Annotated in this window: 8 protein-coding genes and 1 pseudogene; 8 read left to right on the forward strand and 1 reads right to left on the reverse strand. The window is 42.3% G+C overall.

Annotation, left to right across the window (positions count from 1 at the left end):
• The first annotated feature begins 19 nt into the window (after positions 1 to 19).
• The 5 genes and pseudogenes from AB3G73_RS04210 to AB3G73_RS04230 form a co-directional block, all read left to right on the forward strand.
• Positions 20 to 937, forward strand: a complete 918-nt coding sequence (locus tag AB3G73_RS04210; RefSeq protein ID WP_259022916.1) for a dihydrodipicolinate synthase family protein — start codon at positions 20 to 22, stop codon at positions 935 to 937.
• Between the two features lie 12 nt (positions 938 to 949).
• Positions 950 to 2,152 carry an AGE family epimerase/isomerase gene (locus tag AB3G73_RS04215; RefSeq protein WP_259022917.1) on the forward strand — a complete coding sequence of 401 codons (1,203 nt, stop codon included), beginning with the start codon at positions 950 to 952 and terminating at the stop codon, positions 2,150 to 2,152.
• Complete coding sequence (locus AB3G73_RS04220) at positions 2,149 to 2,595, forward strand: YhcH/YjgK/YiaL family protein (protein WP_007760210.1); 447 nt, start codon at positions 2,149 to 2,151, stop codon at positions 2,593 to 2,595. Before AB3G73_RS04215 ends, AB3G73_RS04220 begins: the two co-directional genes overlap by 4 nt.
• Positions 2,596 to 2,631: 36 nt before the next feature.
• Positions 2,632 to 3,867, forward strand: coding sequence for an MFS transporter (locus tag AB3G73_RS04225; RefSeq protein ID WP_195650325.1), 1,236 nt, complete (start codon positions 2,632 to 2,634; stop codon positions 3,865 to 3,867).
• A gap of 411 nt (positions 3,868 to 4,278) precedes the next feature.
• Positions 4,279 to 4,416 (forward strand): annotated as a pseudogene (locus AB3G73_RS04230) (CDGSH iron-sulfur domain-containing protein); the annotation flags it as partial.
• A gap of 104 nt (positions 4,417 to 4,520) precedes the next feature.
• On the opposite strand, the gene AB3G73_RS04235 reads toward AB3G73_RS04230, so the two are convergent.
• Positions 4,521 to 6,953: an ATP-binding protein gene (locus AB3G73_RS04235; protein WP_367743058.1), complete on the reverse strand. Its 2,433-nt coding sequence runs from the start codon at positions 6,951 to 6,953 to the stop codon at positions 4,521 to 4,523.
• Between the two features lie 220 nt (positions 6,954 to 7,173).
• On the opposite strand from AB3G73_RS04235, the gene AB3G73_RS04240 reads away from it, so the two are divergent.
• From AB3G73_RS04240 to AB3G73_RS04250, 3 genes are all read left to right on the forward strand, one after another.
• The gene (locus AB3G73_RS04240) at positions 7,174 to 9,873 is read left to right on the forward strand and encodes a hypothetical protein (protein WP_367743060.1); all 2,700 of its coding nucleotides are present in this window, start codon (positions 7,174 to 7,176) and stop codon (positions 9,871 to 9,873) included.
• Positions 9,874 to 10,047: 174 nt separating this feature from the next.
• A complete protein-coding gene (locus AB3G73_RS04245; RefSeq protein WP_367743061.1) occupies positions 10,048 to 14,247 on the forward strand; it encodes a malectin domain-containing carbohydrate-binding protein in 4,200 nt (1,399 codons plus the stop codon).
• Between the two features lie 10 nt (positions 14,248 to 14,257).
• Positions 14,258 to 17,536, forward strand: a complete 3,279-nt coding sequence (locus tag AB3G73_RS04250; RefSeq protein ID WP_367743063.1) for a glycoside hydrolase family 2 TIM barrel-domain containing protein — start codon at positions 14,258 to 14,260, stop codon at positions 17,534 to 17,536.
• The last annotated feature ends 33 nt before the right edge of the window (positions 17,537 to 17,569 follow it).

Genomic DNA, 17,569 nt, shown 5'->3' on the forward strand with positions numbered 1-17,569 from the left:
GAACTTAAAAAATTATATGATGGAAAAGATTATAGGATTAATCAATGCCCCTTTTACTCCGTTTTATGAAAATGGAGAAGTAAATTATGAACCTATCGAGGCATATGCAAAATTGCTTATAAAAAATGGTTTGAAAGGTGTTTTTATCAATGGCTCCTCCGGAGAAGGCTATATGCTGACCGATGAAGAACGGATGAAACTGGCGGAACGCTGGATGGAAGTTGCACCGAAAGATTTTAAAGTGATTGTGCACGTGGGTAGTTGCTGTGCAAAGTCGAGTCGGATGTTGGCAGAACACGCACAGAAAATCGGAGCTTGGGGAATTGGTGCTATGGCACCTCCTTTCCCTAAAATCGGACGGATAGAAGAACTGGTAAAGTACTGCGAAGAAATTGCCGCCGGAGCACCGGAACTTCCATTCTACTATTATCATATTCCTGCATTTAACGGAGCATTTTTGCCGATGCTTGCTTTCCTGAAAGCTGTTGAGAACCGTATTCCTAATTTTGCAGGCATTAAATATACTTTCGAAAGTCTGTATGAATACAATCAATGCCGCTTATATAAAGATGGTAAGTTTGATATGCTTCATGGACAGGATGAAACGATTCTTCCTTGCCTGGCAATGGGAGGTGCACAAGGGGGAATTGGTGGGACAACCAATTATAATGGCATAAACCTGGTAGGAATTATTGATGCATGGAAAGCTGGCGAACTGGAGAAGGCCCGTGAACTGCAAAACTTCTCGCAGGAAGTGATTAACGTTATCTGTCATTTCCGTGGAAATATTGTTGGCGGTAAACGCATCATGAAGCTGATTGGCCTTGATTTGGGCGGTAACCGTACTCCTTTCCAAAATATGACTGTTGAGGAAGAAAAACAGATGAAAGCGGAACTGGAAGAAATACATTTCTTCGATCGTTGTAATAAATTCTAATAGGAAGAAAGTATGAAGAATATAAGTGAATATATACAGCATTGGGCGGATACCTACAAGAATGATATGCAGAATAATATCATGTCCTTTTGGATGGAACATGGATTGGACACAGTGAATGGCGGTTTATATACTTGCGTAGACCGCAACGGCACATTGATGGATACCACAAAATCCGTTTGGTTTCAGGGACGTTTTGCTTTTACTTGTTCTTATGCCTATAATCATATCGAAAAGAACCCGGCATGGTTACATGCAGCCAAAAGCACGCTTGACTTCATAGAGAAGCATTGCTTTGATACGAACGGGCACATGTACTTTGAGGTAACAGCAGACGGACGACCTTTACGCAAGCGGCGTTACATCTTTTCCGAATCATTTGCAGCCATAGCGATGTCCGAATACTCCATTGCATCAGGAGATAGAACTTATGCAGTAAAAGCGCTCGAACTGTTCAAACGTATGCAGTATTTTCTGCAAACTCCCGGATTGTTAGCACCTAAATATCTGGATACACTTCCCATGAAAGGACATTCCATCACCATGATACTGATAAATGTAGCTTCCCGGATTCGGGAAGCTATTCAGGACGAATGTCTGACACTGCAGATTGATGAATCTATCGCTCAATTAAAAAATGATTTCTTGCATCCCGAATTTAAAGCCTTATTGGAAACAGTAGGACCGAACGGTGAGTTTATAGATACTAATATGGGGCGTACCATCAATCCCGGACATTGTATTGAAACAGCCTGGTTCCTATTGGAGGAAGCAAAATTGCGAGGTGAAGATAAAGAGATAGAAAAACTGGGATTGCAGATTTTAGACTGGTCATGGGAGTGGGGCTGGGATAAAGAATTTGGTGGCATTATTAATTTCAAAGATTGCAAAAATCTTCCCTCGCAAGATTATGCTCAAGACATGAAATTTTGGTGGCCGCAAACAGAAGCAATTATCGCTACTCTCTATGCCTATCTGATAACGAAAGAAGATAAGTACTTGGAAATGCATCAGCAAATCAGTGAATGGACCTATACCCATTTCCCGGATAAAGAATATGGAGAGTGGTATGGTTATCTTCACCGGGATGGTACGGTAGCCCAACCGGCAAAGGGAAATTTATTTAAAGGTCCTTTCCATATTCCCCGCATGATGACAAAAGGATATATGCTTTGTGAGGAAATAATGTCTGAAACAAAAAAAGAAATAAAATGATTGTATCCAATTTACAACATAGCCAACGGGTGGAGAAACTTCACCCGTTGTTCAAGCAACTTTTCGATTATGTGAAATCACATGACCTGCTACACGAAGAACTGGGAACTATCAGACTGGATGGTGATAACCTGATTGTCAATAACATCTATCCTGAATGTATTGCTGAAGGGAAACGTTTGTTAGAACTGCATCATGATTATATAGACGTGCACATCTTACTTGAAGGTACAGAAACCATTGGTTGGAAAGCCCTTGAAGAATTAAAAGTGGAAAGGCAAGCTTATGATAAAAAGAGCGATTGTGCTCTCTATGGTGATGTTCCCACGACTTTCATCAATCTCTTACCCGGACAATTCGTCATTGTATACCCGGAAGACCCCCACGCTCCGGCTATCGGTAAAGGCTGGATACGCAAACTGATAGCCAAAGTAAGAGTCTAAAAAAACAGTCTCAAAAATCTTTTAAATACAACTACCATGAAAAATAAAAATATTTATCCATGGGTAGTAGTTGCGTTGCTTTGGGTAGTAGCGTTGCTCAACTACATGGATAGACAAATGCTTTCTACAATGCAGGAAGCAATGAAAATAGATATTGTAGAACTGACAAAAGCAGAAGCTTTCGGCGCGTTGATGGCTGTATTTCTTTGGATATATGGCTTTATGAGTCCGGTTGCCGGTATCATAGCAGACAGGATCAGTCGTAAATGGCTAATCGTCGGGAGTTTATTTGTTTGGTCTGCCGTGACTTTCCTGATGGGATATGCAACGTCATTCGAACAATTATATGGTTTGCGTGCTGTGATGGGGGTTAGTGAAGCATTGTATATTCCTTCCGCTTTATCGCTGATTGCCGATTGGCATCAGGATAAATCACGCTCGTTAGCTATTGGAGTACATATGACCGGACTATATGTCGGTCAGGCTATTGGCGGGTTTGGTGCTACAGCTGCGGCTGCTTTTTCCTGGCAGAGCACTTTCCATTGGTTTGGAATCGTCGGTATTGCTTATTCTGTAGTCCTTATCTTCTTCTTGCATGAGAATCCTATTCGGATGAAAATAGAAAAAGTGGTTGTAAGTGGTGTTAGCAAAGGCGATTCGATAGGGAAAGGGTTATTACTGCTATTTTCTAATATTTCTTTTTGGGTGATATTGTTTTATTTTGCGGCTCCGAGTTTACCCGGCTGGGCCACAAAGAACTGGTTGCCGACTCTATTTGCCGAGAACCTGGATATTCCGATGTCGCAGGCAGGACCTATATCAACGATTACCATTGCTTTGTCTTCATTTGTCGGAGTGATACTTGGTGGATTTTTGTCAGATAGATGGGTGCTGAAGAATATTCGTGGACGTGTGTATACGGGAGCCATCGGACTGGGGATGACAATTCCCGCCTTATTGTTGCTAGGTTTCGGACATGGGTTTGTCAGTGTCATAGGTGCGGGATTGCTGTTTGGCGTTGGTTTTGGTATTTTTGATGCTAATAATATGCCTATTTTATGCCAGTTTGTTTCTGCTAAATATAGGGGAACAGCGTATGGAATTATGAATATGACAGGAGTCTTTGCAGGAGCAGCCGTAACTCAATTACTGGGAAAATGGACAGATGGAGGAAGTTTAGGTGAAGGATTTGCCATGCTAAGTATTGTAGTTGCGCTTGCACTAGGATTACAATTGTACCTTTTAAGACCTAAAACAGATAATATGGAATGAAAATTTATGGGTATTACTTTTGTAAACTGCAGATTAATAAGGAGCTAAACTGATTTTAGGTTTCTTTAAAACGTGGCGGGAAATTTGAAAAAGACGATTGTGTTTTTCAAGTTTCCCGCTGTCTTTTGAAAAGAACCGATGAAGAAGTGACAGGTGTGACAGAGGATTTATAACATTCGCAATTTTTTTTATTAGAAAATTTAGAAGAAGAAATAAAAAAGTAATAAGTTGCAATTCCTCTGTCACACCTGCCACTTTTGGTTTAATTCACTATTATAAAACCTCGAATGAAAGAAACTTTTTTGAACGTCGAAGAGTTAGTAATAAAGGTTAACGTATTTAATTCACTTTTTAACGCGTATCATTATGCCGGATGCAGAAGGTTCTTCCTGAGTATATCAGAAAGGAAAACATTTTGAAACATCGGAGAATCCTGTTCATTTGTGTCGTTGTGGACAGTTGTCCAATAAACCTTTCTGCGATGGGACACACGCCAGTATACATTTTTGTGATAATATTCCGCTGGAAAAAGGAAAAGGAGAGTGGTAAAAGAGAATCGGCTGCGGGATCCTGCAGCCGATTCTTGTTGGAGGCCATTCATTATTAGTACTAACCATCATTCACAGAATGCCTCTCTCTCATATATAGTCAGTCTAGTCAGCAGCGTGGTACGGGTGTGTAAACCAGAAGCAGGAGCCTACTCCTTCGGTCGAATCCACGCCAATTTCTCCTCCCATTTGAGAGACGATGCTTTTGCAAATAGAAAGTCCCAAACCTGTACCCTGAACAAAGGTATTCAGCTTCACAAAACGTTCAAATACGCTCTTTTGCTTTTCTTCCGGTATTCCCATTCCGGTGTCGCGCACATAGAATTTTATTTTCTGATGAGATACTTGTTCATATCCTAGGGTGATACTGCCTTGCTGGGTGAACTTTAATGCATTATTTATAAAGTTACTGATTACTTGGGTGAATCTATTCTTATCTGCGTAAATATAACATTCCGGCAATATCTCCTCAAAAATCAGTTCAACGCCTTTACCCACTTTCATGCCCATTGATTTGATGATTTCAGAGCAAGTCTCGTTTACATCTACATTGGTATATACAAAATTAAATGTTCCGGCTTCAATTTTCGAAAGATCGAGAATGTCCGATATCAGTTGCAAAAGAAGTTCATTATTCTCTTGTACGATTTTGATATATTCCTGCCGTTCGCTTCTGCTGTCCGTTTCTGCCAGAAGGCTGGAAAAGCCAACAATAGCATTGAGAGGAGTACGAATCTCATGACTCATATTGGCCAGAAAAGCCGACTTCAGGCGATCCAGTTCTTCCGCTTTATCGCGGGCAATAATCAATTTCTGTTCAGTCTCTTTCAAAGGCGTGATGTCGTAATTGATACATAGCATCTCAATAACGCCGTCTTGCGGACGGTAATCTCTGACCATTACATTAATACTGGTCCATGTATATTTACCATTTTCTCTGCAGACACGAACTTCTTTGCGCAAACTGGTTGCTTTTCCTTCTTTCACTTCGCGTACAAAGTTCTTCAGAACCGCCTGATCTTCAGGAACCACATGAGCATATACTCCGATAACCTCCGGCATAGGAATACCTTCCTTTTCTCCCAAATTCCTGTACCATGTATCCTGGGCATACCCGTCTCTTGTCTGTACATTGAAATGGGCAAACCCTACCTTGGCATAATCACCGATCAGGAGAAACAGATTTTCAAATTCCTGTATCTTAGTGTATGCATTGGTTGTCTCTGTCGTATCTATATTGATAAATAGATAGTTGATAAATCGGTTTTGAGAATCATAGAGAGCGGTAACTTTAGTAGTAAGATTGATAATCCCTTCCCTATGAGTGTCTACATACTGATTTATTTTTGAGAAATCATAATTGATGGAGAAATTTACATCTTCTTTAGCTTTCAATTTTTCTTTTATCTCTGAAGGAATATTAGGATTGTTGAACAAGTTGACTCCTAAGGCCTCATTTTTGTCAGATAAACCAAATATTTCAAGTTCTTTATCATTGATGTCTACCAGATAACCGTCTTTATCGTAAAGTTCGACACCTGCTGGAAGATTCTTGTAGATGTTTCTCAATATCTTTTCGCTGTTGTCCAAAGCAATACGATCTTCTTTGGCCTGCAACTCCGATTTCCGTAATCCGATGCAAATACTGATAATATTTGCGAGGGAGGAGAAGCATTGATAATCCACATTGCTCCAGCTTCGTTGTGTTCTTACCATATCGATTCCCATGTAGCCCCATACTTCTTCTTTGGATATTAAAGGGACTACCATCAGTGATTTAATATCCTGCATTTCTAATGTACGGCGATATTCTTCTGCTTCTTTTGGCATGTCATCCAGAGTGTTCAGGATAATTGCCCTTCTTTCGGCTATCTGATGATTCCACCAAGTAGACGGGTCCCAAGGGATATTACTTAAGAAATCCTGTTCTTTGGAGATGCCTTCGGCTGTGGCTTCATAAGTACAGTCCTGGCGTTGTTTTTTTCTGTTTATTTCGAAGATATAAATACGATCACCCTGAAACTGTTTGAGGAGATCTCCTAATGTCTCGTTAATCACTTGAGTCACATCATCACATTGCAGAAACGCAAGCAATGAATATGAAATATTATTCTGCTGATAGAGCAAACTGCTGACTTGAAGGAAATCAATGTTTCCATTTGAATTATCGATAGGTCTGTCAATATATTGTAGAAAGCCGGTCATATTCCTGTATCCCTCTTTATCAGGCTTCTGGAAACTGATTTTGGAGTACACCCAAATTTCCCCGTCTTTTGCCCGGATAGGAAACATTTGTTCGTAAGTCTGTAAATTGGATAAGGACAGGTATTCGTTTTTAAGACGTAGCCGATGGTCTTCACGTATTCTTTGATGGAATTCGGTGAAACTGATACGGTTACTTTTAAGACCGAGTAAGTCTACAATAAAGTCAGAGCAGATATATTCTTGATTCTTCAAATCTGACTCCCACCATCCCATTTTGGCCATTTGTGCTATCTGAACGTATTTTTCATAGTCATAATTTGTTTGTTCTTTCATATTGTCTGCTCTTGTTTTCTGTTTTTATATTCTAAGACACTAGCTGGCAAAGATAAGTATAACTTTTAAATAATGAGGCGTTTGTGTATCATCGCGGGAGGAAAATGGCAGTCTGGTGCCGAAAAGTGGAAAAAGAGACAAATGAGTACAAACAGGGGATTATTTCGTCTTCTTCTTAGTTAGGAAGTGAATTATATAATCTATAATATATATCAGAAGAATGAAAAATACCAGATTATTCATGTTTGCGGCATGCACACTTTTTTTAGCAGCGTGTGGCAGGCAAACCGTGAAGATTATGACTCCGCCGGATGCGTCAAATCGTGTTTTGTTTGGTGCGGAGCAGTTACAGGCTACCTTGGATAAAGCCGGTTATCAGGTAATGATGCAACAGGGAGACACAACATTCTCCGACGCCGAAATCAAAACAATCTTGCTGACGGAAGTGAATGACACGACACTCAAGAAAGAAGGTTTTCATATTTCGACGACCGGTAACCTGACCAGAGTGTTCGGCAGGGATGGGAGTGGCGTCATTTACGGATGTCGCGAACTGATAGACCGTGTGAATGACTCGGATGGTCGGTTGAATTTCCCGGAGGAATTGAAAGACGCTCCTGAAATGGTATTGCGTGGGGCTTGTGTAGGATTACAGAAGATGACCTACCTGCCGGGACATGGTGTATATGAATATCCGTATACTCCGGAAAGTTTCCCTTGGTTTTATGATAAAGAACAGTGGATTAAATACTTGGATATGCTGGTTGCCAATCGCATGAATTCACTGTATCTCTGGAATGGACATCCGTTTGCTTCATTGGTGAAACTGGAAGATTATCCGTTTGCACTGGAAGTAGATGAAGAAACATTCAAAAAGAATGAAGAAATGTTCTCTTTCCTCACAGAAGAAGCGGACAAACGCGGTATCTTTGTGATACAGATGTTTTATAATATTATTCTTTCCAAACCTTTTGCTGAACATTACGGGCTGAAAACACAGGATCGTAATCGTCCTATTACTCCTTTGATTGCCGATTATACACGCAAGAGTATTGCCGCGTTTATAGAAAAATATCCCAATGTAGGACTACTTGTTTGTCTGGGTGAAGCGATGTGTACGGTAGAAGATGATGTGGAATGGTTTACAAAAACAATTATTCCGGGAGTGAAAGACGGATTACAGGCATTGGGACGTACGGATGAACCGCCTCTTTTGTTGCGTGCACACGACACGGACTGTAAACTGGTGATGGATGCTGCATTGCCGCATTATAAGAATCTTTATACGATGCATAAATATAATGGTGAATCGTTGACAACTTACGAACCTCGTGGCCCCTGGTCGAAAATACATACGGATTTGAGCTCATTGGGTTCCATTCATATCAGTAACGTACATATCCTGGCCAATCTGGAACCGTTTCGCTGGGGCTCTCCGGATTTCGTACAGAAAGCGGTAACTGCCATGCACAATGTACACGGTGCCAATGCACTACATCTTTATCCGCAAGCTTCCTATTGGGATTGGCCCTATACGGCTGATAAATTACCGAACAACGAACGTGAGTTCCAATTGGATCGTGACTGGATTTGGTATCAGACATGGGGACGTTATGCATGGAACTGCCACCGAGATCGTACAGATGAAATGGGGTACTGGAATCATCAGTTAGGCAAATTCTACGGAACATCTGACGAAAATGCAAGCAATATCCGCGTAGCTTATGAAGAAAGTGGTGAGATTGCTCCGAAGCTATTGCGTCGTTTCGGTATCACAGAGGGAAATCGCCAGACATTATTGCTGGGTATGTTTATGAGTCAACTTGTCAATCCATATAAATATACCATCTATCCGGGATTCTATGAAAGTTGCGGACCGGAAGGGGAGAAGCTGATAGAATATGTAGAGAAAGAATGGAAAAAGCAACCTCATGTAGGTGAAATGCCTTTGGATATTGTTGCTCAAGTAATAGAGCACGGGGATAAGGCAGTAGCGGCTATTGATAAGGCGGCCGCCTCCGTATCTTCAAATAAGGACGAATTTTCCCGTTTACAAAATGATATGCATTGTTATCGTGAATTTGCGTATGCGTTCAACCTGAAAGTGAAAGCTGCCAAGCTGGTATTGGATTATCAATGGGGCAAAGACATCAAAAACCTTGAAGAAGCCATTCCTTTGATGGAACAAAGCCTGGAGCATTATCGTAAATTAGTGGAATTGACAGACGAACATTATTTGTATGCCAACAGTATGCAGACAGCTCAACGTCGTATTCCTATCGGTGGAGATGATGGAAAGAATAAGACTTGGAAAGAATTGCTGGTACACTACGAAAAAGAATTGGAGAACTTCAAAGCTAATCTCGTCCTGTTGAAAGAAAAACAGAATGGAAATGCGGTGGCTGAAACTGTAGAGATTGCTGCCTGGGCTCCTGCAAACGTAAAACTGATTTCTAATTATCCGGCAGTGAAAGTGGAGGAGGGCACTTCTTTATTTGTCGATCTTCCGGGTAAGATAGAAGCAGTAGCCCCTGAATTGAAGGGAATGAAAGCGCTTCGTTTCAATGGAAACGAGCAGAGAGAGAAAGGTACGAGTATCACTTTCGAAACAGATGCTCCGGTGAAATTATTAGTAGCCTATTTCAAAGATGACCAGAAAAAGTATGCAAAGGCTCCGAAACTGGAAATCGATGCATCAGCCAATGATTACGGTCAGGCGGAACCTGTGTTGACGAATGCTGTCCGTATCAACGGAATGCCTTTGGCAAATATACATGCATATAGTTTTCCGGCCGGAAAGCATACGCTGATGTTACCCAAAGGTTATCTGCAAGTACTAGGATTTACTGCTGCAGATATGAAGGTGCGTAATGCCGGACTTGCCGGGGATGAAGAAACAATGGATTGGTTATTTTACTAAGTCCTTACCACTAATCAATTGCTATCTTTTTAGGCACGGATTACACGGATTAACGCGGTTGTTTTGCAATAATGACAACACTAAAGACAGTGAATTCCGTGTAATCCGTGCCTAAATTATCATATAAACTAATTATGAACATCATTATATGAATGATTATAGATGAAAAATATCATGAAGAAGTTATTGCTGGCTGTTTTTAGTATAACCACTACTTTCTCTCTGTATGCGCAACGCGAAGTTCCGCAGGAACGGATGGAGCAGATTTATGAGGAAGTGAAGACACCGTATAAGTACGGTCTTGCCATCGCACCGGCAGACAATCATCATAAGATCGATTGCCCTACCGTTTTCCGTCAGGGAGACAAGTGGTTGATGACCTACGTTGTCTATAACGGTAAAAGTGGAACGGACGGACGCGGATACGAGACATGGATAGCGGAAAGCGACAATTTGCTTGAATGGCGTACTTTGGGACGAATTCTTTCTTACCGGGATGGGAAATGGGACTGTAACCAGCGTGGCGGCTTTCCTGCATTACCGGATATGGAATGGGGTGGAAGCTATGAACTTCAAACTTATAAAGGCCGCCATTGGATGACGTATATCGGTGGCGAAGGCACCGGCTACGAAGCAGTGAAAGCTCCGCTTTACATCGGACTGGCATCAACAAAAGAAGATATTTCCACTGCCCACGAATGGGAATCTCTGGACAAACCGATCTTGAGCATCCATGATAAAGATGCCCAATGGTGGGAGAAACTGACTCAATATAAGAGTACTGTTTATTGGGATAAGGATAAAACATTAGGCACCCCGTTTGTGATGTATTATAATGCAGGCGGTCGTCATCCGGAAACGGATTTAAAAGGAGAACGTGTCGGCATCGCTCTTTCCAAGGATATGAAGACCTGGAAACGTTATCCGGGAAATCCAGTCTTTGCGCATGAAGCGGATGGAACAATTACAGGAGATGCACATATCCAGAAGATGGGTGATGTGTATGTGATGTTCTATTTCTCTGCTTTTGAGCCTTCGCGTAAATATAAGGCATTCAATACGTTTGCCGCCAGCTATGATTTGGTGAACTGGACTGACTGGAAAGGAGCCGATCTGGTCATCCCTTCCAAGAACTACGATGAATTGTTTGCTCATAAGAGTTATGTGGTAAAGCATGATGGAGTGGTTTATCATTTTTATTGTGCAGTAAACAACGCAGAGCAACGTGGCATTGCCATCGCTACTAGTAAGCCGATGGGACGTTCGGCGGTTCGCTTTCCGAAACCGGAAATTAAAAATCGTCGGTTAATCACTACATTGACTGAGGGTTGGAAAACCTGGATTACAGAGGCTACTCATTTGAAAGGTAATTTCAGAATGCCTGCAAAGACGGTGAATATCCCTCATAATTGGGATGATTATTATGGATATCGCCAGTTGACACATGGAAATATGCATGGAACTGCCATGTATGTGAAAGACTTCACCGCCGATATAAAATCCGGGAAACGATATTTCCTTCGTTTTGATGGAGTAGGTACATACGCTACCATTAAAGTAAACGGAACGGACTTCGGTCGTCACCCTGTTGGACGTACTACATTAACCTTGGACGTTACAGATGCAATGAAGCAGGGAATAAATCGCCTGGAAGTAAAAGCCGAGCATCCGGAAATGATTGCCGATATGCCTTGGGTATGTGGTGGATGTTCGTCGGAATGGGGATTCAGTGAGGGGTCACAGCCCTTCGGTATTTTCCGTCCTGTGGTGCTGGAGGTGACCGATGAAATTCGTATAGAACCTTTTGGTGTACACATCTGGAATGATGAAAAGGCTGCTAACGTATTTGTTGAAACGGAGGTTAAGAATTATGGTAAGGCAACAGAAACGATAGAGTTGGTCAATAAACTAAGTAATGCCGATGGAAAACAAGTTTTCCGTTTGGTTGAGAAAGTAACTTTGGCTCCGGGAGAAATGAAAGTCGTTCGCCAGCAAGCTCCTGTCGAGAAACCTGTTTTGTGGGATACAGAAAATCCATATCTCTATAAACTTGCCAGTATGATTAAACGTGATGCAAAAACTACGGATGAGATTTCAACACCGTTTGGTATCCGTACCATTAGCTGGCCGGTCAAACGGAATGATGGAGACGGACGTTTTTACCTGAACGGAAAACCGGTGTTTATTAATGGGGTATGCGAGTACGAACATCAGTTCGGACAGAGCCATGCATTCAGCAATGAACAGGTGGCTGCAAGAGTAAAACAGATACGTGCGGCCGGGTTCAATGCATTCCGGGATGCTCACCAGCCCCATCATCTCGACTATCAGAAGTATTGGGATGAAGAGGGAGTCCTCTTCTGGACACAATTATCTGCTCATGTATGGTATGATACTCCGGAGTTTCGCGAGAACTTCAAGAAGTTACTTCGTCAATGGGTGAAAGAACGTCGCAATTCTCCTTCAGTGGTAATGTGGGGATTACAGAATGAAAGTACTTTACCTCGTGAATTTGCACAGGAATACAGTGATATTATTCGTGAGATGGACCCGACTGCAAAGACAATGCGTGTCATTACAACTTGTAATGGCGGCGAAGGTACAGACTGGAATGTGATTCAGAATTGGAGCGGTACGTATGGGGGAGATGTGACTAAATATGGTCGGGAACTTTCTCAAGTTAACCAATTATTGAATGGGGAATATGGAGCATGGAGAAGCATCGGTTTGCATACGGAACCGGAAGATTTCCAAGTGAATGGAGTGTGGAGTGAAGACCGTATGTGTCAGCTGATGGAAACCAAAATCCGCTTGGCGGAGCAGGTTAAAGACAGTGTTTGCGGACAGTTTCAGTGGATATACAGCAGCCACGACAATCCCGGACGCCGCCAACCGGATGAAGCATATCGCAAAATAGATAAAGTCGGTCCGTTCAATTACAAAGGATTGGTTACTCCATGGGAAGAACCGTTGGATGTGTATTATATGTATCGTGCCAACTATGTTTCCGCAGCCAAAGATCCGATGGTCTATCTCGTATCCCATACATGGACCGACCGTTTTGAGAAAGGACGTCGCCGTGCTACTATAGAGGCTTACAGTAATTGTGATTCAGTGTTGCTTTACAATGATATGACAAATGAAAAGGCAACCTTCCTCGGACGTAAAAAGAACAACGGAACGGGTACTCATTTTATGTGGGAAAACCGGGATATTCGTTATAACGTACTTCGTGCTGTGGGATATTATAAAGGTAAACCGGTAGCGGAAGACTTAATAGTGTTCAAGGGTTTGGAACAGGCTCCCAACTTCGAACTTTTTTATCAGGATGATAAAAAGATATTAAAAGGAGAGGCAGGATATAATTATCTATATCGTCTTAATTGCGGAGGAGATGATTATACGGATAGTTTCGGACAGTTGTGGTTGCAGGACAATACGAACTATTCCCATTCATGGGCGGAAAACTTCAAAGATCTGAATCCATATCTTGCCAGCCAACGTACTACCAATGATCCGATTCATGGCACTCGTGACTGGAAGTTATTCCAGCATTTCCGTTTCGGACGTCATCAGTTGGAAGTTCGTTTCCCTGTGGCAGATGGAACATATCGTATTGAACTGTATTTCACAGAACCCTGGCATGGCACAGGTGGAAGTGCTTTCACCGACTGTGAAGGACTGCGTATATTCGATGTTGCCGTGAATGATTCTGTCGTATTAGACGACTTGGATATCTGGGCAGAAAGCGGTCATGACGGAGTTTGCAAGAAGGTGGTATATGCCACAGTTAAAGGGGGAATGTTAAGAATTAATTTCCCGGAAGTGAAAGCAGGTCAAGCCTTAATTTCGGGCATTGCTATTGCTTCCACAAATATGGAACTGAAACCGACGGTATTCCCTGCATCCGATTGGAGTTGGGAAAAGGCAGATAAAGAAGTGATGGAAAAGACTCCGAAAGAGTTGCTTCCTGAAGACAAGAACGCCCGTGTCAGTGTAGCCTATGAAGCGGAAGCTGCTACATTGAAAGGTAACTATCAGAAGAAGGAACATCGTAAACAGACAGGAGTGTTCTTTGGCAAAGGAAAAGGGAACAGCATTGAATGGAATGTTTCTACCGGATTGGCTCAAGTGTATGCTCTTCGCTTTAAGTATATGAATACTTCCGGAAAACCAATGCCTGTCCTAATGAAGTTCATAGATTCGAAAGGGGTGGTATTGAAAGAGGATGTATTGACCTTCCCGGAGACACCGGATAAATGGAAGATGATGAGCACCACTACCGGAACCTTTATCAATGCCGGACATTATAAAGTTGAACTTTCAGCAGAAAATATGGAAGGACTTGCTTTTGATGCGTTGGATATTCAATAAAAAAGAACGAATGAAAATATATACTTTACTGCTTGGTGCCTTGTTTGTTAGCCCAATACAGGCACAAACAATACATGATTGGGAGAATCATCATGTTCTTCAGATTAATCGTGAACCGGCAAGAGCCGCTTTTATCCCTTTCTCTATCCAGAAAGGAGACTGTTTGATGTCTTTGGATGGAACTTGGAAATTCCGTTGGACTCCTGTTCCCAATGAAAGAGTCCTGAATTTCTATCAGATAAACTTTGATGATAAAAGCTGGATGGATTTTCCTGTTCCGGCAAACTGGGAAGTGAACGGATATGGTACGCCTATTTATGTTTCAGCAGGTTACCCGTTCAAAATAGATCCCCCGCGAGTGATGGGAGAACCCAAAACTGACTATACCACGTATAAAGAACGGAACCCAGTCGGACAATATCGCCGTACATTTATTTTGCCAGCCGGATGGGAAGCGAACGGGCAGACTTTTCTACGGTTTGAGGGCGTAATGAGTGCCTTCTATGTTTGGGTTAATGGCGAACGGGTAGGGTATAGCCAAGGCAGTATGGAACCGAGTGAATTCAACGTCACGAAGTATCTGAAATCCGGAGAAAATCAGATTTCATTGGAAGTTTACCGGTATAGCGACGGTTCCTACCTGGAAGATCAGGATTTCTGGCGTTTTGGAGGTATTCATCGCAGCATTCACCTGATACATACTCCGGACATTCGTATCCGTGATTATGCGGTACGCACTCTGCCTGCATCTACTGGTAATTATAAAGACTTTATTTTGCAGATTGATCCGCAATTCAGTGTGTATAGAGGAATGACCGGTAAAGGTTATATCCTGCAAGGAGTATTAAAAGATGCTTCAGGCAAAGAAATCGTTGTATTGAAAGGTGATGTGGAAGATATACTTGATTTGGAGCATAAAGCAAGCCGGATGAATGAATGGTATCCGCAGCGGGGACCTCGTAAAATGGGACGTTTATCAGCCGTTATAAAATCACCGGAAAGATGGACGGCAGAAACGCCCTATCTTTATAAGCTGCACTTAACCTTGCAAAATGAGGAAGGAAAAGTAGTGGAACAGATAGAACAAACTGTGGGCTTCCGTTCTGTAGAAATCAAAAAAGGACAACTGTTGGTGAATGGCAGTCCGGTTCGTTTTCGTGGAGTAAATCGCCATGAACATGATCCCCGAACGGCACGTGTCATGAGCGAGGAACGAATGCTTCAGGATATTCTCTTAATGAAACAGGCGAATATAAATGCCGTACGTACCAGTCATTATCCGAACGTCAGCCGTTGGTATGAGTTATGCGACAGCTTGGGACTGTATGTGATGGACGAAGCGGATATAGAAGAACACGGATTGCGCGGAACACTGGCAAGCACTCCCGACTGGCATGCAGCATTTATGGACCGTGCAATGCGTATGGCAGAACGTGATAAGAATTATCCAAGCATCGTCATGTGGAGCATGGGAAACGAGAGTGGTTATGGACCGAACTTTGCCGCTATCTCTGCATGGCTGCATGATTTTGACCCGACTCGTCCTGTACATTATGAAGGAGCACAGGGAGTGGATGGCGATCCTGACCCGAAAACTGTCGATGTTATCAGCCGCTTTTATACCCGGGTGAAACAAGAATACTTGAATCCCGGTATTGCCGAAGGAGAGGATAAAGAACGAGCTGAAAATGCACGTTGGGAACGGTTGTTGGAGATTGCGGAACGCACCAGTGACGACCGTCCGGTAATGACAAGTGAATATGCACATTCCATGGGGAATGCATTGGGAAATTTCAAGGAATATTGGGATGAGATATATAGCAATCCCCGTATGCTGGGTGGTTTTATATGGGATTGGGTAGATCAGGGAATCTACAAAACTTTACCCGATGGCCGTACCATGGTGGCTTATGGGGGTGATTTCGGTGATAAACCAAATTTAAAAGCGTTCTGCTTTAATGGATTGCTGATGAGCGAGCGTGAAACTACACCTAAATATTGGGAAGTAAAGAAAGTGTATGCACCCGTCGAACTAAAAATGGAAAACGGGAAACTGAAAGTAACGAACCGGAATCACCACACCGGCTTGTCTCAATATCGTTGCCTATGGACTGTGTCAATCGATGGAAAGCAGAAAGAGGAGGGAGAAATTACCTTACCGGAAATAGCTCCCGGAGGGAGTCAGACGATAGATTTGCCGACTTTCCGCTCATTGAAAGGCTCCGGTTCTTTGAGTAATCAAACAAAGAGAGGTCAAGGAAAAGCTCTGTCTGATTGGCAGCTAAAAGTAAGCATCATTTTGAAATCGGATGCCCTTTGGGCAAAAGCGGGGCATGAAGTGACTTGGGAGCAATTCTGCTTGCAGAAAGGAGATTTGATCTCTACTGATCTAGTCAATAAAGGAACACTTCAAGTGAAAGAGGATAATCAGTCCTTATTGATTAGCGGACGCGGTTTTTCCGTTCAGTGGGAAAGGAAAACGAACGGAAGCATGACTTCCCTTATATATAATGGCAAAGAGATGTTGGCTCATTTAGATGATTTTCCTGTTCAACCCGTCACCCAAGTTTTCCGTGCTCCGACAGACAATGACAAGAGTTTCGGGAATTGGCTGGCTAAAGACTGGAAATTGCATGCAATGGATAGTCCGCAGATAAATTTAGAATCTTTCAACCATGAAGTACGTGCAGACGGGGCGGTAATTGTACGGATCCAAACAAGCAATTTATATAAAGAAGGAAAAGTGACTACAACTTCTGTTTACACTGTTTCTTCAGATGGAACGATTGATTTAAAGACGACTTTCCTACCACAAGGAGTTCTTCCCGAAATCCCCCGTTTAGGAATCGCATTCTGTCTGGCACCTGTTTACAATACATTTACTTGGTATGGCAGGGGACCGCAGGACAATTATCCTGACCGCAAAACATCTGCCGCTATAGGGCTTTGGAAAGGAAGTGTGGCGGAACAATATGTGCATTATCCCCGTCCCCAGGATAGTGGAAATAAAGAAGAAGTACACTATCTTACCCTGACTGACAAACAGAATAAAGGTATTCGTGTTGATGCAGTAGAAAATGTGTTTTCCGCATCTGCTTTGCACTATACTGTGCAGGATATCTATCAAGAAACTCATGATTGTAATTTAAAACCACGTGCGGAAGTCATTCTAAGTATGGATGCTGCCGTGCTTGGATTAGGAAACAGTAGTTGCGGACCGGATGTATTGAAGAAATATGCCATAGAGAAAAAGGAACACACGCTGCATCTACGTATCAGTAAGCAATGATAGAAATAAATAACTAACACAATTATAAAAGTA

The sequence above is a fragment of the Bacteroides sp. L008 genome (genome assembly GCF_040812255.1).
GTDB classification, from domain to species: Bacteria; Bacteroidota; Bacteroidia; order Bacteroidales; family Bacteroidaceae; genus Bacteroides; species Bacteroides vicugnae.